The sequence below is a fragment of the Acinetobacter sp. ANC 4169 genome (assembly GCF_002135355.1).
Taxonomy (GTDB): domain Bacteria; phylum Pseudomonadota; class Gammaproteobacteria; order Pseudomonadales; family Moraxellaceae; genus Acinetobacter.
Genome location: NZ_NEGE01000004.1, coordinates 94283 through 113441 on the forward strand (window position 1 = coordinate 94283; position 19159 = coordinate 113441).

General features: G+C 43.2%; 20 protein-coding genes. 13 read left to right on the forward strand and 7 right to left on the reverse strand.

What is annotated here, in order from left to right; genetic code table 11:
• The first annotated feature begins 209 nt into the window (after positions 1-209).
• Both B9T26_RS04445 and B9T26_RS04450 read left to right on the forward strand, forming a co-directional pair.
• Positions 210-2033, forward strand: coding sequence for an acyl-CoA dehydrogenase C-terminal domain-containing protein (locus tag B9T26_RS04445; RefSeq protein ID WP_086198562.1), 1824 nt, complete (start codon positions 210-212; stop codon positions 2031-2033).
• Positions 2034-2169: 136 nt separating this feature from the next.
• Complete coding sequence (locus tag B9T26_RS04450) at positions 2170-3129, forward strand: hypothetical protein (RefSeq protein ID WP_086198563.1); 960 nt, start codon at positions 2170-2172, stop codon at positions 3127-3129.
• 171 nt (positions 3130-3300) lie between these two features.
• Here B9T26_RS04450 and hemW read toward each other — a convergent pair whose 3' ends face one another.
• A complete protein-coding gene (gene hemW / locus B9T26_RS04455) occupies positions 3301-4455 on the reverse strand; it encodes a radical SAM family heme chaperone HemW (protein WP_086198564.1) in 1155 nt (384 codons plus the stop codon).
• A gap of 123 nt (positions 4456-4578) precedes the next feature.
• On the opposite strand from hemW, the gene B9T26_RS04460 reads away from it, so the two are divergent.
• Together B9T26_RS04460 and B9T26_RS04465 are read left to right on the forward strand one after the other, a co-directional pair.
• On the forward strand, positions 4579-5040 hold the full coding sequence (locus B9T26_RS04460) for a DMT family transporter (RefSeq protein ID WP_086198565.1): 462 nt from the start codon (positions 4579-4581) through the stop codon (positions 5038-5040).
• Positions 5041-5076: 36 nt separating this feature from the next.
• A complete protein-coding gene (locus B9T26_RS04465) occupies positions 5077-6435 on the forward strand; it encodes an MATE family efflux transporter (RefSeq protein ID WP_086198566.1) in 1359 nt (452 codons plus the stop codon).
• Positions 6436-6541: 106 nt separating this feature from the next.
• On the opposite strand, the gene B9T26_RS15970 is transcribed toward B9T26_RS04465, so the two are convergent.
• Positions 6542-6610, reverse strand: a complete 69-nt coding sequence (locus B9T26_RS15970; protein ID WP_086198653.1) for a DUF1737 domain-containing protein — start codon at positions 6608-6610, stop codon at positions 6542-6544.
• Positions 6611-6822: 212 nt separating this feature from the next.
• Here B9T26_RS15970 and B9T26_RS04475 point away from each other — a divergent pair, with 212 nt between their 5' ends.
• Together B9T26_RS04475 and B9T26_RS04480 are read left to right on the forward strand one after the other, a co-directional pair.
• Positions 6823-8121 (forward strand): ABC1 kinase family protein, encoded by a 1299-nt coding sequence (locus tag B9T26_RS04475; protein WP_086198567.1) that lies wholly within the window; start codon positions 6823-6825, stop codon positions 8119-8121.
• Positions 8122-8228: 107 nt separating this feature from the next.
• A complete protein-coding gene (locus B9T26_RS04480; protein WP_086198568.1) occupies positions 8229-8483 on the forward strand; it encodes a type B 50S ribosomal protein L31 in 255 nt (84 codons plus the stop codon).
• 105 nt (positions 8484-8588) lie between these two features.
• Here the strand turns inward: B9T26_RS04480 and crcB are convergent, their stop codons facing one another.
• Positions 8589-8969 carry a fluoride efflux transporter CrcB gene (crcB, locus tag B9T26_RS04485; RefSeq protein WP_086198569.1) on the reverse strand — a complete coding sequence of 127 codons (381 nt, stop codon included), beginning with the start codon at positions 8967-8969 and terminating at the stop codon, positions 8589-8591.
• Positions 8970-9122: 153 nt separating this feature from the next.
• Between crcB and B9T26_RS04490 the strand changes: the two genes are divergently transcribed.
• Positions 9123-9455 (forward strand): HopJ type III effector protein, encoded by a 333-nt coding sequence (locus B9T26_RS04490; RefSeq protein ID WP_086198570.1) that lies wholly within the window; start codon positions 9123-9125, stop codon positions 9453-9455.
• Positions 9456-9777: 322 nt separating this feature from the next.
• Here the strand turns inward: B9T26_RS04490 and B9T26_RS04495 are convergent, their stop codons facing one another.
• Positions 9778-10185: a protease inhibitor I42 family protein gene (locus tag B9T26_RS04495; protein ID WP_086198571.1), complete on the reverse strand. Its 408-nt coding sequence runs from the start codon at positions 10183-10185 to the stop codon at positions 9778-9780.
• Between the two features lie 51 nt (positions 10186-10236).
• On the reverse strand, positions 10237-10797 hold the full coding sequence (locus tag B9T26_RS04500; RefSeq protein WP_086198572.1) for a hypothetical protein: 561 nt from the start codon (positions 10795-10797) through the stop codon (positions 10237-10239).
• A gap of 174 nt (positions 10798-10971) precedes the next feature.
• Between B9T26_RS04500 and B9T26_RS04505 the strand changes: the two genes are divergently transcribed.
• Positions 10972-11592 carry a class I SAM-dependent methyltransferase gene (locus tag B9T26_RS04505; protein WP_086198573.1) on the forward strand — a complete coding sequence of 207 codons (621 nt, stop codon included), beginning with the start codon at positions 10972-10974 and terminating at the stop codon, positions 11590-11592.
• Positions 11593-11631: 39 nt separating this feature from the next.
• On the opposite strand, the gene B9T26_RS04510 is transcribed toward B9T26_RS04505, so the two are convergent.
• Complete coding sequence (locus B9T26_RS04510; RefSeq protein WP_086198574.1) at positions 11632-12102, reverse strand: Holliday junction resolvase-like protein; 471 nt, start codon at positions 12100-12102, stop codon at positions 11632-11634.
• Between the two features lie 119 nt (positions 12103-12221).
• Here B9T26_RS04510 and B9T26_RS04515 point away from each other — a divergent pair, with 119 nt between their 5' ends.
• From B9T26_RS04515 to B9T26_RS04535, 5 genes are all read left to right on the forward strand, one after another.
• On the forward strand, positions 12222-12866 hold the full coding sequence (locus B9T26_RS04515) for a ParA family protein (RefSeq protein WP_086198575.1): 645 nt from the start codon (positions 12222-12224) through the stop codon (positions 12864-12866).
• 131 nt (positions 12867-12997) lie between these two features.
• Positions 12998-14125: an AI-2E family transporter gene (locus tag B9T26_RS04520; protein WP_086198576.1), complete on the forward strand. Its 1128-nt coding sequence runs from the start codon at positions 12998-13000 to the stop codon at positions 14123-14125.
• 116 nt (positions 14126-14241) lie between these two features.
• Positions 14242-14790: a superoxide dismutase family protein gene (sodC, locus tag B9T26_RS04525; RefSeq protein WP_086198577.1), complete on the forward strand. Its 549-nt coding sequence runs from the start codon at positions 14242-14244 to the stop codon at positions 14788-14790.
• A gap of 166 nt (positions 14791-14956) precedes the next feature.
• Complete coding sequence (gene yccS / locus B9T26_RS04530) at positions 14957-17107, forward strand: YccS family putative transporter (RefSeq protein WP_086198578.1); 2151 nt, start codon at positions 14957-14959, stop codon at positions 17105-17107.
• Positions 17108-17228: 121 nt separating this feature from the next.
• The gene (locus B9T26_RS04535) at positions 17229-17534 is read left to right on the forward strand and encodes a DUF3817 domain-containing protein (protein ID WP_086198654.1); all 306 of its coding nucleotides are present in this window, start codon (positions 17229-17231) and stop codon (positions 17532-17534) included.
• A 203-nt stretch (positions 17535-17737) separates the two neighbouring features.
• On the opposite strand, the gene B9T26_RS04540 is transcribed toward B9T26_RS04535, so the two are convergent.
• On the reverse strand, positions 17738-18967 hold the full coding sequence (locus tag B9T26_RS04540) for an MFS transporter (protein WP_086198579.1): 1230 nt from the start codon (positions 18965-18967) through the stop codon (positions 17738-17740).
• Positions 18968-19159: the final 192 nt, after the last annotated feature.

Here is a 19159-nt window from a genome sequence, read left to right on the forward strand (position 1 = left end):
TTTTATATAAAAATTCAAAAATAACATGCGCAAAAAATCGCACCAGATACTATAATTTATTTAAACATCAAGCAGGATCACCAGCGCTTCAATTCGCCTTTCTGACATTTCTCTCAGGCTGCATCATCAATGTATTTTTATCAACAATGTGAATAATCAAATTATCGATTCGAATAATCCAATACTATTTCTAAATTAGGATTAACACTATGCCAGCTTATAAAGCCCCTTTGCATGATATTCGTTTTTTAATGAACGAAGTGCTTGATTACCCAGCACACTACAAAACACTTTCAAATGGTGAAGCGGCAGATGCTGACACTGTAGACATGATTCTTGAAGGTGCAGCAGATTTCTGTGAAAACGTCCTGTCTCCTTTAAACCAATCGGGTGATGAAGAAGGCTGTCACTTTGAAAATGGTGAAGTAAAAACACCAAAAGGCTTTAAAGAAGCCTATGACCAATTCGTTCAAGGTGGTTGGCAAGGTCTTTCTTTCCCTGAAGAATTTGGCGGTCAAAACCTGCCTCAATCATTAAACCTGATCAAATCAGAAATGATGGGTACTGCAAACTGGTCATTCCAGATGTACCCGGGTCTAAGTGTCGGCTGTATGAACACGATTCTTCAGTTCGGTACTGAAGAACAAAAAAATATCTATATGCCTAACCTGGTCACTGGTGAATGGTCAGGTACGATGTGCCTCACCGAACCACAATGTGGTACGGACTTAGGCCAGGTTAAAACCAAGGCTGAACCAAAGGCAGATGGTACCTATGCCATTTCAGGGACTAAAATCTTCATCTCTGCCGGCGAACACGATTTAACAGAAAATATCATTCACATCGTTCTCGCACGCCTTCCAGATGCTCCTGCAGGTACCAAAGGTATTTCGCTATTCATCGTGCCAAAATTCATAGTAAATGCTGATGGTATAGTGGGTGAGCGCAACCCTGTAAGCTGTGGTTCAATCGAACACAAAATGGGGATCCGTGCTTCAGCGACTGCAGTATTAAACTTTGACAATGCAACAGGTTACCTGATTGGCGAGCCCCACAAAGGCTTGCATGCCATGTTCACTTTCATGAACACTGCACGTATCGGTACTGCGATTCAAGGTATTGCGCATGCTGAACTGGCATTCCAGGGTGCACTGCCTTATGCCAAAGAACGTATGTCTATGCGTGCCCTTTCAGGTAAAAAAGACCCTGAAAAAGTAGCTGATGCGATCATCCACCATGCTGACGTTCGCCGTATGTTGCTCACTCAAAAAGCGATTGCTGAAGGCGGTCGTGCCATGATTTATTATGCTGCACAACTTGCCGACAAAATGGCAGATGCTTTAATGCATGGTGATACCGCAGCATATGAAGCGCATGATGACCACTTAGGTTTCTACACCCCTATTCTGAAAGGTTTCTTGACGGAATTGGGTTATGAAGCTGCCAACCACGGTATGCAGGTTTATGGCGGTCATGGCTACATTAAAGAATGGGGTATGGAACAGATTGTACGTGACTCACGTATCTCTACTCTTTACGAAGGTACTACCGGTGTTCAGGCACTTGACCTGATTGGTCGTAAAGTTCTGTTAACCTCTAAAGGTAAAGTGATTCGTGAGTACACTGCTGAAATCTTGAAATTCTGTGGCCAGCATGCACGTAACAAATACATGCGCCGTTTTGCCTGGGATTTAACCAAGCTTTGTGCGCAATGGAACGCTCTCACCGTTCGGATTATGCTTGCTGCACGTAAGGACCGTGACATCGTGTCTTCAGCTTCGGTTGATTTCTTGATGTTCTCTGGTTATGTGATGATGGCTTATTTCTGGGCGCAGCAAGCTGCGGTTGCTTCTGCAAAACTTGCTTCTGGTGAAGGTCAGGAAGTGCCAGAGTTCTACAAAGCGAAAATCAAAACTGCTGATTTCTACTTCGAACGTATCCTGCCACGTACTCAAGGGCATGCTGAAGCAATGGTCAATCCATCCAAGACCATGACTTCACTGGCACCTGAACACTTTAGCTTTGATTACTAAGTTCCAAAGTGAAGTTCTGGTTCTAAAATAAATAAAAAGAGCGCTACGGCGCTCTTTTTTTCACTACAATAATCTCAATGTCATCGCGGTTTTGAACAGCATAAAATAATAAAAAATCAATCCGGTGACCTTTTAGATGAAAAAATTATTTTCGTTTCTAAGTCGCTTTTATCAGTCATATAGTGCAACCGTCCCTTTGGATGCCCGTCATCTCGAGCAGGAGTTTGATTCTCCTGACCCCACCAACTTAGGAGATGCTGCCCAACCGATTACCCTGATCAGAACAGGACTGGGTAATTATCATATTGTTCAAGGCTTGGCGCTCGATCACCAAAATAATTTTTTATACACCACTCATGTCGAGGGCCATCCAGAACAGGGCGTGATTAATCGATTTAAGCTGAACAGTTCCAATTTATGGTCGGCACAGGATGCGCAAAAACCCTCTCCGCTTGTGGGTCATCAAGGCATTTGCGTCGATCCACACAGTGACTTTATGTTTGCCTCTGCAGGCTCCGGCATTCCCAATAAAGGCTGGTATATTTTAAAATTTCAATATATGCCCAATGCAGAACCTATGAATACTCAGGTTATTCAGGTATTTGATAAAAGATACAATAAAATTACCAATACCATGCCCTCAATTACACCAGATGGAAAATATCTGCTGGTACGAGGCAATAACCATAAATCTAATTTGATCCGCATTTTTAAATTAGATTTAATCACCCAAAAAAACTTAACTGATCTTCGTTTTCTATATGAAGATGAATGGCCTATTGATGTCAGTTTCACTCAGGATCGCTGTGCATTTCAGGGCCTGAGCACAGATGGAACTTATATCTACCTGTTAAGTGGAAATAAAAATAAAGGTCCGAAACGAATCTATGTTTATGACTTCGCAGGCAAACTGCTTCAAAAAATGGATTCTGTGACACTGGGGCATTTTGAAACTTCATCCAGTCATGCCATTCAATATTGGGAGCCAGAAGGCTTGACGATCGATAGTCAAAACCAGCAACTCTATGTTTTATATAGCATAGGCAATAGCGGCCAATTCTTAGGCCGTATTTATAGAATGAAAATTAATACCTAGAAGATGAATTCTATGAAGCTTAAATATTTAAAAGATGAAATAGCCTAGAAATTACTACAGTATTTAATCACGCATTTCTAACCAGCCGGGCACCAATAAGCCGAGCTGGTGAATACTTTTTATGTCTCACACTATTTGTAAAAATAACTTAATCCACATTAAGTTTGAATATTAAAGAAACTCTTCCAGCACCGAATTTAAAAACACATGTCCTTGCTCGGTACAAGACAAACGGCTGTGATCTTCAACCATCAATTTACGTGAACGTAGCGACGTTAATAGCTCATTCAAACCTTCTAAACTCAAACCTGTACGCTCGGCATACAGCTTGGCATCTACACCCTCATTTAACCGCAAGGCATTCATCATAAATTCAAACGGCATGTCTTCATCTTCAATACGTTTAAACTGCAAATGCTCAGCCGGTACTTTGGCCAAATAATCCTTTGGCAAACGGGTTTTCTGGAAACGGTACCCGCCATCAGGTTGGGTCACTTTGCCATGCGCCCCTGCACCAATTGCCAGATAATCGCCAAACTGCCAGTAATTTAAATTATGTGCCGACGGCTTTTCCTTACGCCAGGCCGATACCTCATAGTTCACAAAACCGTTGGCTTTTAAGTAAGCCTCGCCCTGTTCCTGAATATCTTCCAGCACATCGTCCACAGGTAAAACCGGTTGGGTACGGAAAAATACCGTATTCGGCTCAATGGTCAGTTGATACCACGACACATGGGTTGCGCCATTTTCAACTGCCAGTTTTAAATCATTTAAGGCTTGTTCCAGCGTCTGTTCAGGCAGTCCATGCATCAAATCGACATTGACGCGTTCAAAGCCTGCTTCACGGGCCAAATGAATGGCATTGATCGCATCATCATTACTATGGATACGCCCCAATTTTTTCAGGTGTTCGGTATTAAAACTCTGTACACCAATCGAAAGGCGGTTGATCCCGGCCGCTAAATATCCCGCAAAGGGATCATGCTCCACTGTTCCCGGATTGGCTTCCAAGGTAATTTCACAGCCATCTTCAAAAGCAATCAGGGCTTTTAACTGGCTAAATAACCACGCATAACCTTTGGCAGAAATCAGTGACGGCGTGCCTCCACCAATAAATACGCTATGAATCTGACGCCCTTGGGCAAAGTCAAGCTGGGTTTTAAAGTCTTCGACCAAAGCCTGTAAATATTCCTGTTCCAAATCTAAAGACAGCTTGCCATCCGGTACCGCATGCGAGTTAAAGTCACAATATGGACACTTGCGCACGCACCATGGCATATGAATGTATAAAGATAAAGGAACCAATGCAGGATTTAATTCAGCCAAGGAACAAGCTCGAAATGGGTAAAGGAAGATGCATATTTTAACATGACTGCATCAGGACACTGATAAAATCTCACAATGAATATCAGTACACTAGAAAAACTACAAAAGAATTAAATTGTTAGAATGATGAAAATATCTGCTCAGTTATTGTTGCTCATGCCCCTAACCTTGGGGATTGGTATCGCCATGACCTTTCAGACTGCAATCAACAGCCAGTTAAGAGAATATTTAAATTCCCCCTTACAAGCTGCCCTTTTATCTTTTCTGATTGGTACAATACTGCTTGCCATATTGGTGTTTTTTCAGCCGGTAGAAAAACCGGAATTCGCAACTTTTGTGCAACTGCCATGGTATTTATGGTTGGGCGGATTTCTGGGTGTTTATGCCATTAGTCTCAGTATTTATGCCGCTCCCAAACTCGGTTTTTTAACCTTGTCCGGTTTAATTATTTTTGGTCAACTGGTCACTTCAATGGTTTTGGATCATTTTGGTTTACTCGGAACAGAAAAAGCACCCATCAATTGGCAACGCCTGTTAGGTGGCGTGGTGATTTTTATTGGTGTGCTTCTCACTTTACAACGCTAACACCTCATTATTCTAAGCACATGATGAGTATTTTTTGTGTCTAATGCCTCGTCGGTTACTACGACCCGTTATGAATTAAAACAACTCTTTCATTTGATGATTCCGATTTTGGTCACTCAATTTTCCCAAGCCGGTCTGGGACTGATTGATACCATTATGGCGGGACATCTTTCTCCGGTTGATCTTGCCGCGATTGCTGTCGGGGTAGGCTTGTGGATTCCTGTCATGCTGCTGTTCAGTGGCATCATGATTGCCACCACACCTTTGGTTGCTGAAGCCAACGGTGCACGTACGCCCGAAAAAATTGCCACTATTGCACGGCAATCGCTGTGGATTGCATTGCTTCTGGGCATCATCGCTGCGCTGATTTTACAAATCATGCCGTTCTTGCTACCTGTATTGGGTGTACCTGAAGTCTTGCTGCCCAAAGCCAGTTTATTCCTGCATGCTATTGGCCTGGGTATGCCCGCCGTAACCATGTTTGCAGCGCTACGTGGCTATTCGGAAGCGTTGGGTCATCCACGCCCTGTGACAGCTATTAGCCTGATCGCATTAATCATTCTTGTTCCGCTTAACTTTATTTTTATGTATGGCTTGGGGCCGATTCCTGAATTAGGTTCAGCAGGTTGTGGCTTTGCCACCTCTATTTTGCAATGGCTGATGTTTATCGCTTTGGCCATCTATGTTTTTAAAGGTAAAGCCTATGCTAAAACCCAGCCCTTTGCCGCATTTGAAAAAATCAATCCTTACTGGATCAAGCGCATTTTAAAACTCGGTTTTCCGATTGGTTTGGCCATCTTTTTTGAAGTGAGCCTGTTCAGCACGGCTGCGATTGTACTTAGTCCTTTGGGCGCAACCTTGGTGGCAGCCCATCAGATTGCCATATCCGTGACCTCGCAGTTATTTATGATTCCGATGTCCTTGGCGATTGCACTGACCATTCGTGTAGGTACTTATTATGGGGAAAAAAACTGGCAGACGATGTATAAGGTGCAATATCTGGGTTTGGCCACCGGCACTGTGTTTGCCATCGCCACCATGGCGCTGATCTGGGTGTTCCGACCGGAAATTGTGGCCATTTACACTTCGGATTATGACGTGAGTCAAGTGGCCATGTATTTGCTATTATTTGCCATAGCCTATCAGCTAATGGATGCCTGGCAGGTCAGTGCAGCCGGTTGCCTGCGTGGCATGCAGGACACCAAAGGCCCAATGTGGATTACCATGATTGCCTATTGGGTGATTGCCTTCCCGGTCGGCATTTATCTGGCACGCTTTACCGAGATGCAGGCTGCTGGGGTCTGGGTGGGCTTGATTGTCGGTTTAACTGTGGCCTGTGTCTTGTTATTGACTCGTTTATATATGAACAATAAACGTTTAGTGCAGCGGGTTTAATTCACACACCAACAATTTACTCATAAAAAAGCGAAGTTTTGACTTCGCTTTTTTAAGGTCTTCACTTTTTGGTTAAATTCTTATTGCTGTGCAGCCATTGCATCTTTTAAGCCTTGGTCACTCGAACACAAAAATGCGCATCATCTTTGCCTGTTAAATAACGATAAATTTTCATCACATATCATATGTATTAAACCCAGGCATTATTCTAATTTGCTTCAAGTGTACTGCGGGATAAGAAAATCTACCGCAACTCTCTCAAAATAGCTAAAAATTCAAATAAAAATTAAGTACAAACAAAACCTTAACAATTTAAATTAGGCAGTTCGCCATTTGTCGCCTATGATCAGAGACATATCATTGATGATGATTTTCGAGGAATCTCGCATGGCAAAAACGGCTAGCACACCCGGTCGTCGCTTTATGAAACTTGCCAGTATGACGGCAAGTATTGCAACCAAAACAGTCTCAAATTCCATTAAAAATTTTAATGCCGATGAAGAACAAAAAAATGCTTCGCGCAGTAAACTTTTTCAAGATATCGGTTTGCAGATTGCCGATACGCTTGGTGAAATGAAAGGTGCGGTCATGAAAGTGGGGCAAATTGCCTCGCAATATAAAGATATCTTTCCACCCGAAGTGGCACGTGCCATCAGCAAGTTACAACGCCAAGCACCTGCCATGCCTTATGCCGAAATTAAGGCTCAGGTCGAAAAAGAACTGGGTAAACCCATTCTGCAAATCTTTAAAAGTTTTGATGAACAGCCTTTTGCTGCGGCCTCGATTGGCCAAGTGCATAAAGCCATTTTACCGAATGGTCAGCAAGTCGTGGTCAAAGTGCAATATCCGGGTGTGGACGAGGCCTGCGAAAGCGACCTGAAACAGGTACGCTTGGCCCTGCGTTTAATGGGTGTGCTTAAAATTGACCGTAAATTGCAGGATCGACTGTTTAATGAAATTCAGGAAAGTCTGGATAACGAGCTAAATTACCAGGTCGAAGCACAAAATCTGCAAGTTGCACGTACCTTCCATGAAACTTTAGACAGCAAGATTATTATTCCCCAAGTCTATTCAGACTATTCCTCACGCCATATTTTAACCTTAAGCATGGAACAGGGCGAAAGCATGGAAACCGCCAGTACCTGGTCTCAAGACACCCGTAATGAACTGGGACGCCGTTTGTTCCGTGCTATTGGTCAGGAAATTTTCTATCTGAAACGTTTCCACTGTGACCCGCATCCAGGTAACTTTGCCTTCCGTGAAGATGGTACGGTGATTATTTACGACTACGGCGGTGTCAAAACCCTTTCTACCGAAATTGTCTCGAATTTCAAGACCCTGATCAATGCAGCCCGTGAAGGTAATATTGCCGAAATGGAACAAAAGCTGGATGACCTGCATTCCCTCACCACGCAAGGCAAGTTCCCTGAAGACCTCTATCGCCAGTGGCTGGAAGTGCTAATGCGTCCGCTCACTACGCATTACGATTTTGCCAAAAACTCTGCCCATCATGATGGTGTCGAGCTGCTCAAACCGTCATTAAAATATTGGGATGTGTTTAAGCCTTCACCGGATACCTTGATGGTCAACCGCACAGTTTCCGGACATTACTGGAACTTAATTCATTTAAAAGTGAATGATAACCTGAATGATTTGTTTGAGGAGCTGGTGCCGCCTCGCGTCTAATGACCAACCATAAACCCGGTTAACAAATTGTCACCGGGTTTTATTTGAATATTTAATTGTTATGTTATAACATTTCTTTAAATTTAAAATATGCGATGGAGAAATGTATGCGTCCAGATATCCACCCAGACTATCAACCCGTGCTGTTCCACGACACCAATGCAGATGTCTATTTTGTAATTGGCAGCACATTAAAACCAACCCAGACCCGTGAATATGAAGGCCAGACTTATCCTTATGTCACTCTGGATATTTCCAGTGCCTCTCATCCGTTTTATACCGGTGAGCAGCGTCAAACCAGCAATGAAGGTCGTGTGGCAAGTTTCAATAAACGTTTCGCGCGTTTCAAACGCTCACATTAACTTCATATTATTTTAAGATTTCAACGCTAATCTTAAGACTTGCAAAGCCCAAGCACTCTCCTCCAGCTTGGGCTTCTTTTTATCTTTATAATTGATCTTCAGGTTTTATCTGCTGTGTAGCAACCACTGAAACAGATAAAAACCCATAGCCAAAACAATCACCCCAGTGATCACACTGGAAATGACATAACCCAAAGCCAAGGCGATTTGGCCATGCTTTAATAACTGGAAGGTCTCCAGACCAAAACTGGAAAAGGTGGTAAAGCCGCCTAAAATACCGACCATCAAAAACAGGCGTGCTTCATTTTGCAAAACAGGAAATTTTTGGCTATAGGCAAAGAAAATACCGGCAAGCAGACAGCCACAAATATTGATCCACCATGTTGTCCACGGAAATCCACTGCTCGGTTTAAATAGAAATACCCCTGCCCCATAACGAAAACTTGCGCCAACCGCTCCCCCTAAAGCTACCAGTAGCCAATTCATATTTGTTCCAGTTTTGTCGAGTCAAAGATCAAGATTGTATAAATGCTTTATTCACTATAGCGCACAAATGAGCTGAAATAGTAATGAAATGCCGCAGTAAAAATTGTTATAGTCACGTGGTTTTTAAACTTTTTTCTATGAATTGAGGAAATTATGGCTCAGGATTTATTGGCACAGCTTCAAGCAGGTGAAATCAAATTTGCAGACGTGATTGCGTACATTGATGCCCGTTATCAGCATACCCCGACAGCATTTCAAAACGGCAAACAGGCCAATGCTGCAACCGAAAACCAAGGCAGTGCCAAAGTATTTTCTTTTGCCCAACTCAATGGTCTAGATCAGGCACAAACGCTCAGTTTATTTGCTGAACATTATGCAGCGGTATTAGCGACCCCTGAAGCCACAGACCACCAGAACATTCGCCAGTTTATGCAAAATGGCTGGGATGGCATTCAGTTTGATGGTCAGGCATTAACAGCGAAATAAGTTATTTATATAGGTCTTAGAATATAAAAAGCCCGCTTTAATAAAGCGGACTTTTTTTTACTCTATTGATCACCCGAAATCTTATTAAAACAAGCTTCAGATACGCGAATGTGGCAGGGATGCCACATGTTGCCCATCCTTGCGCTGCATTTTAAAGCAGTGCTTAAAATTGGCTCAGGATGTTGTGTGTGGACAACTAAGGCTTTTGCCTACTTTTGGCCTGTCAAAAGTAGGATTAAAGCCTACGCAAAGTACTTTTGACTTTTAAAGAAAAACAAGGCTGTGCCAACAGTAAGCTTCACACAAATACTAAATCATTAAATCAAGACACCCGAACCCGACAACGCCACTCATCAACCGGATTCTGTTCCCATGATCGGCCATGTTTCACGTGAATCCATTCTTCACCGGGTTGCAGTGCAGTAAATATAAACTGTTTTTGTCCACCCATACCCACCATCGGCGGCTGGCTTTTCCCTTGATCTTGCTGATAAATTTCCTCAACTTTTAAAATATTTTGCGGCTGGGCCACTTGCCAGATATAGCCTGTAGTCGGATTCTCCGGCAAGGTGAGTTCCAGAGTTTGTCCGACATTCATTTCCAGCAAAGTCGGACATTGCTGCTCCAAGGAATAAACATGGGTTTTGCCATCAATCGTTGGACTCATGCTACTACACCCCACCACGCTAACCCCCAGTGCTGCCGCAAAACATAGCGCTAAAGCTTTCATTAGCCTACTCTTTTCCCATTTTATTAAACTTATTACTGGCTAGATGCCAGATTAACCTTTGACCCGTTCAATCCATTCAATGGAACTAACACGGAATAATTCACACGCACCATCCCCTGTATCTGTCGGAACTAAAGATGAAGTCCAAACCAGATTCTTGTCTTTAATTTCTACCAGCTCGCCTTTTAGCCGCACCAAATCTCCACGTTTTACATTTTTAATCTGCTTGGCAATTTTCGGGTTTGCCGGAATGATGTGCATATTCGACACCATCTGCATGGCTTGCTCTTTCGGCACCGGTAAACGGTCAATCTTCCAGTTCAGGTAACGGTCATACTGATTGACCGATATATGTCGTGCAATCTCAGGCTCGGCAAACAACCCCCAGCTCACAGCATAATCAATGGGCGAAAACTTGGCTTGTTCATCGCTGGTATAAATTTTCGAACCCAAAATACGAAAATCCCCTTTAAAGGACTGCAATTTTTTAATCGACTGATCTTTAGATACCGGAGCCAGACCTTTGGAAATATTATGATCGACAGAGGCACTCGCACTCACCTGCAACATACTGGCTGCAAGTAAAGTACTAAATAATATTGCTCTGATCATCTGTATGCCCCTAACAAATTTCTTGATTTCTAACTTAATCTTAAATCAGTAAACTTAAATAACCATATGGACTTGGTAACAATATAGATATATTCAGTCACTTTTTTGTCTTATTCCTCAACCCGACTTTTGGTTAAAATAAAACGATATAAAGCAAGAAAAATTAAGTGATCAATGATTTATAAATTTTACCAACAACATATTTTTCCGCATTTACTCAATCAAGTCATGCAAACACCCAGCCTGATGGATCAGCGCCGCGAACTGCTGTTACCTATTGCCGGCGAAGTACTCGAAATTGGCTTTGGTACCGGGGTTAATCTGCCTTTTTATCAAAATATTGATACGCTCTACGCTCTGGAACCGAATGCCGATATTTATCAGTTGGCAATCAAGCGCGTGCATGAAAGTGCCATTCATGTGCAGCACGTTCAGGCCAGTGCAGAAAAACTGCCTTTTGCCGACAATAGCATCGAGCATATAGTCAGCAGCTGGACACTCTGCAGTATTAAACATCTAGATCAGGCCCTGGCTGAATTGCATCGTGTACTCAAGCCTGCAGGAACTTTGCATCTGGTCGAACATGTGCTGTCTGACCGCCCTACGCTGCAACATCTGCAAAACCTGCTGACCCCTATTCAAAAACGCCTTGCCGATGGCTGTCATCTGAATCGCAATATTGAACAGGCTTTGCTGGATGCGCATTTCAGCTTTAAAGAAAAACATTACCTGGATGCAGCCAGCGTTCCTAGCATTGCACAGCGCATGCTGTTTGCCCGGGCGCAAAAACAATAAAATTAATTGAAGATCAATTGAAGCATTGCTTAGAAACAGCTATTCATCATCAAAATCAATGCGCACCGTTTCAAAACGTACCCGCCCTTCCCGTATGGCCTGGGCAATCGCCTGTTGCCCCTTGGTTAGACGGGCACCACCACTTTTAATGTCAATCAGCACCACCTCAATATCTTCGGGGCTGCCTTCACCATCGCGCAAGTCGGTATAGCCATCGAAAACCACATAATCGACCGGATCCCCCAGAAATTTGGCATCACTGGGTAAATATTGAAACTGGGGCATAATCGGCGCCAGCTGCTCGGCCATCTTGCCTTTTAGCACCGCACGGCTGGTATTGACACTGCGTTTTTGTGCATGGGTCAAAGCCTGTTGATGCTCCAGTTCCAGTTCTGCAATGTATTGTTCATACTCTGCCTTAATACGTCCATTACGGGTATTGCTTAAAATGATGGTGGTTAACACCACGCCTATACACGCCCCAATCAGCATTGCCATCCAAATGGACATTATTTTTCCCTAATTGCAAAAATTACCGCCGTATATGCCTTAAGACTTTTGTCCCGAGTCATATTCACTGCATCAAACAATGATATGCTAGGACTGAGCAGAATAAAATCGTCAGGGTCATGAAAACTATCTTAATTGCCAATCAAAAAGGTGGATGCGGGAAAACCGTTACTGCAATTAATCTGGCTGCCGCTTTGGCACAAAAGGGATATAAAGTCGCACTTGCCGATGCCGATAATCAAAAATCTGCCTTGCAGTGGCTGAAACAACGTCCGGAAAATGCTGCTCCAATTCAAAGTCTGGACTGGCGTCAGGAAAAATCGATTGGGGATGTGCCTAAAAATATCGAATATCTGATTATTGATGCCCCGGGTGCCCTCACTGGTGAACATGCCGAACAATTGGTAAGTGAAGCACACGCCATTATTACCCCATTGCAGCCCTCTTTTTTTGATACCGAAAGTACCCGCCGTTTTCTTAAGCATTTACAGGATATTAAGCGTATCCGCAAAGGTAAGGTACAGATTTTACTGTTGGCCAACCGGGTAAAAGCAAATAGTGCCAGCTCCAAAGATATACAGGATTTTTTCCAAAAAATTGAACAGCAACCCGTGGCCTGGATTTCCGAGCGCACCGCCTATGCTCAACTAGCCATGCATGGACTGAGTATTTTTGATAAAACGCAAAAAAATTATCTGGCCATGCAAGATCAGTGGCAACCGCTGTTAAATGCCATTATCGATGATCCTAGTGCCTGGTTTTAATGCCATCAAGAGGATGCAACGAGGAAGTCTGAATTTAAGCGCGCAATAAATATTCATCACAACTTACCCAGCTCTCGTTCTCGGGAGCTTTTTTTTCGGTTAAGATGAACTCCGAACTTAGGAAGTAGTCAGTGAAATCAGTGCAACATTACGCGCCCACATTACAAAAAGTTTTATTATTCGGACTCTTTTTCATCCTGATGTATTTGAGCTTTAATGTACTCAAATATTTTATTGTCCCTGTAGTTTGGGCAGCAATTATTGCCTATGTCACCTGGCCGCTGTATCAGTCGGTATTACGCATGTGCGGACAGCGTCCTACCCTAAGCGCCACAGTGATGATTCTTTCTGTGGTTCTGGTACTGGGTTTACCGATTATCTTTGCTATTTTTATGTTGCAGCATGAAGGACGAAACCTGTATTACGAATTACAGAAACAGGTCTTTTCCGGTCACCTGAACGTGCCGGACTTTATTCGGCAGTTACCTTTTATTGGCAAAGAAATTTCCCGAACTTTAAGGGAAATTAATCAGGATCCGAACAGCACCATTCAGTCAGTTTCCTTATGGATTCAGGGTCATTTAAATTATGGTAAAGCAGTACTGAACGAAGTCAGTAGAAACATGATCAAGCTCTGCTTTGCCGTGATGTCGTTATTTTTCTTCTACCGTGATGGTCACACCATTTTAAGTCAGGTCAGCAAAGCCCTGGAAATGGTCATTGGTCCGCGTATTCATCATTATTTAGAGACCATTTCTGAAACCACACGTGCCGTGGTCTATGGTGTAGGACTGACTGCCATTGCCCAATCGTTTCTGGCGGGCATCAGCTATTTTGTGGCCGGTGTGCCTAATCCGATGGTACTGACCATTATCACCTTCCTGTTGGCACTGATTCCTTTTGGACCTCCGGTTGCCTATACCTCCGTTTCGCTGTGGTTATTTTCTCAGGGACAAACCGTTGAGGCGATTGGGGTTATGGCATGGGGCGTGTGTATTGTCAGTACCGCCGATAACGTGATCCGTCCATTGGTGATTTCCGGAGCTACTCAAATTCCGTTCTTGCTGATCATGTTTGGGGTACTAGGTGGTCTGGCCAGCTTTGGCATGGTGGGATTATTTGTCGGCCCAGTTATTTTGGCAGTATTACTGGCAATCTGGCGTGAATGGCTGCATGAAAGCAATGAAACTGAAGGTTTAATGATGCCTAAAGCCACCCTTGCCCATGATATTGATGATGAAACGCGCCACCCTAATTAAGCTGGCAAGCCCAAGTTAAGAAACTTATACATTCCACTACTTAAAGCAGGTGGTCTTGCATCTTTTACTTTGCTTCAATGATGCCAATTATAAAAAAGATCAGGATGCTTTGAGTCATGAAAATACGATTTAAACACGCTGCACTTGCCATACTGGGTGCAATGTTTCTGGCCGGTTGTGCCGGTACCCAGCCCCTAGACGAACATAAAGGTCAACGCGTAACGGTCAATGCGGTCACAGCCCAAGGCGTAGGTGAGACTATCGGAACGGTAGAATTGCTCGATAGTCCGGATGGCCTGGTTCTCAATACCCATTTACGTAATCTGCCACCCGGTCCTCACGGCTTTCATATTCATGAAAAAGGTTTCTGCGGCCCGGCAGAAAAAGATGGAAAAATGGGCGCAGCCATTGCCGCCGGCGGTCATTTCAACCCCAATCATGCGCCACATCATGGTACGCCACTCACTGGCCATCTGGGAGATTTACCCCTGCTCACTGTTGATGCTACAGGCAAATCCACCGAGCAGCTGGTTGCACCACGTTTAAAACTGGCTGATGTTCAAGGTTTGGCAATTATGATCCATGCCGGTGGTGACAACTATGCCGATCAACCTAAACCTTTAGGCGGTGGCGGAGACCGGATTGCCTGTGGTGTGATTCAATAAATTGCCCACAAAACCATACAATGAAAAAGCAGGCTGAATGTCTGCTTTTTTCGTCATAGCCTTAAAAATAAAAGATTAAATAAAACTACGCTAACGATCATAAATTGACACAGCAGCCAAAAAAGCTCAGGCTATATCTATACAAAAAATTGATCTTTAGAACATCGTGAATAGCCTGAAAGATTTACTGCAACGCTTTAAATCCAATTCCATATTAATCTATTGTCTGCAAATTTTTATTGTCCTTAGCGGAACCACTCTAGGCCTGCTGTTTTTAGGCTATGAAGCCTTAATTGTTCCAGTAACTTTAGGTGCCATTGCCACTGCCCTGACCGACTTTGATGACCGGCTAAGTATTCGTCTACGTAATCTGGTCTATGTCTGTATCCTGTTTTTTGGCGTCAGCAGTATTCTTGAATTTCTCTATCCTCATAAACTGCTTTTTATTCTGTACTTATCCCTCTCAAGTGCCGCTTTTATTTTAATGGGCGCATTGGGGCAGCGTTATGCCACCATTTCTTTTGGCACTATTTTACTGTCCATTTACACCATGTTTGGACTGGGGGAATACAGCGAATGGTATCAACAACCGAGCTATTTTGTACTGGGTGCGCTGTGGTATGGTCTGACTTCAATCATCTTTTATTTGCTCAAACCTACACAAGCTGTACAAGACAATTTGGCTGCCAATTTCAATGCCATTGCCGCCTTACTGTTGGCCAAAGCCCGTCTGTTCGATCCAGACAATACCGATAATATTGAACCGCTGCTGTATGAGCTTTCCTTAAAAAACAGTGAAGTGGTACAAAGCCTGAATACCACCAAGGCTTCCTTACTCACCCGTTTAAAAGCCTCGCGTGCCAATAAAAATACCATTTACTGGCTGAATCTGTATTTTCTGGCTCAAGACATTCATGAACAGGCCACCTCAAATTACCTGCATTATGAAAAGATTCATCAAAACTTTAGCCGCACCGACCTGATTTTCCGGATTCAAAAGAATGTCAAACTGCATGCGCTTTCCTGTCAAAAACTGGCGCACGATATTCTGAGCCATCAGCACTATCTAGCTAATCCCGACACCGATGTTGCCATAGCCAATCTGGACAGTTCGATTCAATTATGGATTGAGGACAATCCGCATAATCTGGAAGTGAAAAACCTGCTGCTGATTTTGCGCAATCTGAAAAAAATTCAGGAACAATTTATTAACTTAAGTCATGAGCAAAACAATTACCGACAAAACTATCTGCAACATCAGGAAAATTTAAACCTGCTGGATGATGATATTCACGATGTGCAGGATTTATGGCTCAAGCTGAAACAGCATCTGACCCCGAACTCTGCCCTGTTCCGGCATGCTGTACGGATCGCCTTTGTATTTGCCATTGGCTATGCCATCTCATTAATGCCATTCGCTAAAAATGGCTACTGGATTTTACTCACCAGTTTATTTGTCTGCCAGATCAGTTATTTCGCTACTAAAAGCCGTTTAAAACTGCGTACTTTAGGCACCATTTTAGGCGTTATTTTGGGCATTCCAGTTTTATATTTTGTTCCGAGTATTGAAGGACAATTGGTTCTGACCATTATTTCTGGCGTGTATTTTTTCTATCTACGCTCCAAAAAATATGCCATGGCAACACTGATGGCAACCTTAATGGTTCTGCTGATTTTCAATTTAAAAGGTGCAGGTTATGCCATTATTTTACCGCGCATTGTCGATACCCTTTTAGGCTGCTTAATTGCATGGTTTGCGGTCAGTTTTATCTGGCCAGACTGGAACTTCCGTAATATTTCCAGCACCATCAAAAAAAGTAACCAAGCGACACTGGAGTATTTTGATGCAGTGGTGAAGCAATACCAATTCGGTAAAAATAACAGTCTGGATTACCGTCAGGCACGTCGCACCGCGCACAACGCGCAAATTGAACTGTCGAGCATGATTTCCAGTTTAAGTACTGAACCTAATCCTGACCAAGCGCTAATTCATTCTGCCTTTCGTTATCTGGTGTATAGCCACAGTCAGCTCAGTTATGTTTCTGCTTTGGGGAGTCACCGCGAACAGGTTCAGGATGCACAAGTACTGGATTTAATGTTGTGGTGTAAAGACACGTTATTTGCCGTGCTGTTACAGCAACAGCCTTTAGATACAGACAAAATTCAAGACAAGCTCAATGAAATTAAGCAGATGAGTGAGCAAGAAAACCTGTCTGAAGATTTATTACTGGTTTTAAAGCAAATCAGTTTATTACTGGAAACACTGCCTGAATTGTTAAAGTTAAGAACTGAATTATGGGCTCAGGAAATAAAATAATCCGAGCTAAATGCTTGGTTATAAGTATTTGATATATTTTAAAATAAATCAAATTTTGATTCACCCCTGCGGCAATATTAAGTACACTCAGGGGTTCATTCTCATTGATTTAAGCATGACCATGAATATCCAAACTTTACGTATTGTCGGTCTTTTAGAAGGTATTTCCTTTCTGTTGCTTCTTTTCATCGCGATGCCGATGAAATATATGCTGGATAATCCAATTTTGGTGAAATACGTCGGTATGGGGCACGGCGTACTGTTTATTCTGTTTTTGATTGTCTTGTTTACGGTATGTGAAAAACAGAAATGGTCGATTTATATGTTTATTCTGGGTTTAATCGCATCCATTTTACCGTTTGGCACTTTTGTTTTTGATCGCAAATTAAAGAACTTTGAACAGCCAATCGCTGAATCTGAGGTATAGTTTCTGATTAAAAGGTTATTCCTTCATCCGTTGGGCAATATATTTCTCATCTCTAACTTGAAGAAATACTGATTTCAAACCGGTATATCCCCCTCCTTTCAGGAGATGAGCAGCACTGCTGCGCAAGGGAGAGGTAAAATTATGATTAACATCATCCCTTGCGGAATATATTTCTCATCTCCCACAGGCAGAAGGCGCTTTTCCTAAAACTGCCCCTGCTTCACCCGTTCTCTTAAAATCTGCTTGAGCATTGCTCGTGGGAAACTAAACCACAGCGCAATTAAAATAAAACACGCCACCGCATAGGCCCAAAGATGGTATTGCTCATACATCACCCGAACCAGTTCAATAATAATAAAGAAGCTGAACATCAACAGCATCGACACGGCGGCTGCCACTGTACCTTTGGAAACTTCCGATGACATCAGTGCAAAACGGTACAGCACCGAAAAGCTGATGCCTTCACCAAAGCTGATTAAAGTCATGCCTGCAATTAGGCACCAGATCAGATAATCCTGCCAGATCACCCCAGCCAGTACAATCACCGTTCCGAGTAACATAATCGGCAAGCCAATCAATACCGATTTGCCCAAAGCTAGTTTGTCGATAATTTTAATCAGCACGATATTGCCGAGGATTAATCCACCCAATACCGGAAACTGTGCCAGGCCATATTGCATGCTGCTAAAGCCCAGCTCTTCCACCAGCATGACGGGTGACAGTGCAATCCATAGCATCAGCGGCATACTGACCATCGGCAAGGCCAAAGTCATGGCTAAAAAACGTTTGTTTTTATAGACCTGTTTAAAGTCATCCAGAATATAACTGAGCGGCTGTTTTGGGATGCTGACCTTTGTATCCGGCATTTTAGCCTTTAAACCAAACCAGCTTAAAAAGGCCAAAAATGCAATCCCCACAAAACCCCAATGCCAAGAGATATGATCAATCAGAAATGCACCGACCACAGGGCCGAGTAATGGCGCAAGCAATGAAATATTCGCCATCAATGCCATGACTTTAATCGCGTCGCGTTCTTCAAAGGTTTCCTGAATAGCCGCATAACCGACGGCAGAAATGACGGTGAGACCAATCCCCTGTAAAAAGCGCAGTGCCAAAAAGCTTTCAATATTTCTCGTCAGTAAAATCAGCAAGCAGCACAGTACAAAGAACAGTACGCCTGCAAGCAGCACTTTTTTACGTCCCAAACGGTCGGACAATGGGCCGAGCAACCATGCTACACATGCCCCACCCAGCAGGTAAAACGACATGGAAGATGGCGCCCACGAACTGCTGACGCCAAAGTCTTTGGTAATGGCGAGCATGGCCGGCTGGACCAAGTCGTTGCCAATATAAACGGAAAACTCAAACAGCACCAAGGCCAATGGAAACATCAGCGTGGCACGGTTTAAGGTGGCGGTTTGAACGTTTTGCATTGTTTTTCTACATATATTTTAAGCTTGTAGGGGGCTACACACTATTTTTAGGGAGAGAAGCGTCAGCCCAATGCCAAGCATTGAGTGTTTAAATTAAAGTTTGGGAAATGCACTTGCTTATAAGTGACTTAGAACACCATATTCACGAGGTGTTTAAATAAAAAAATTCGTGAGAATAGCTGATCTCAAACA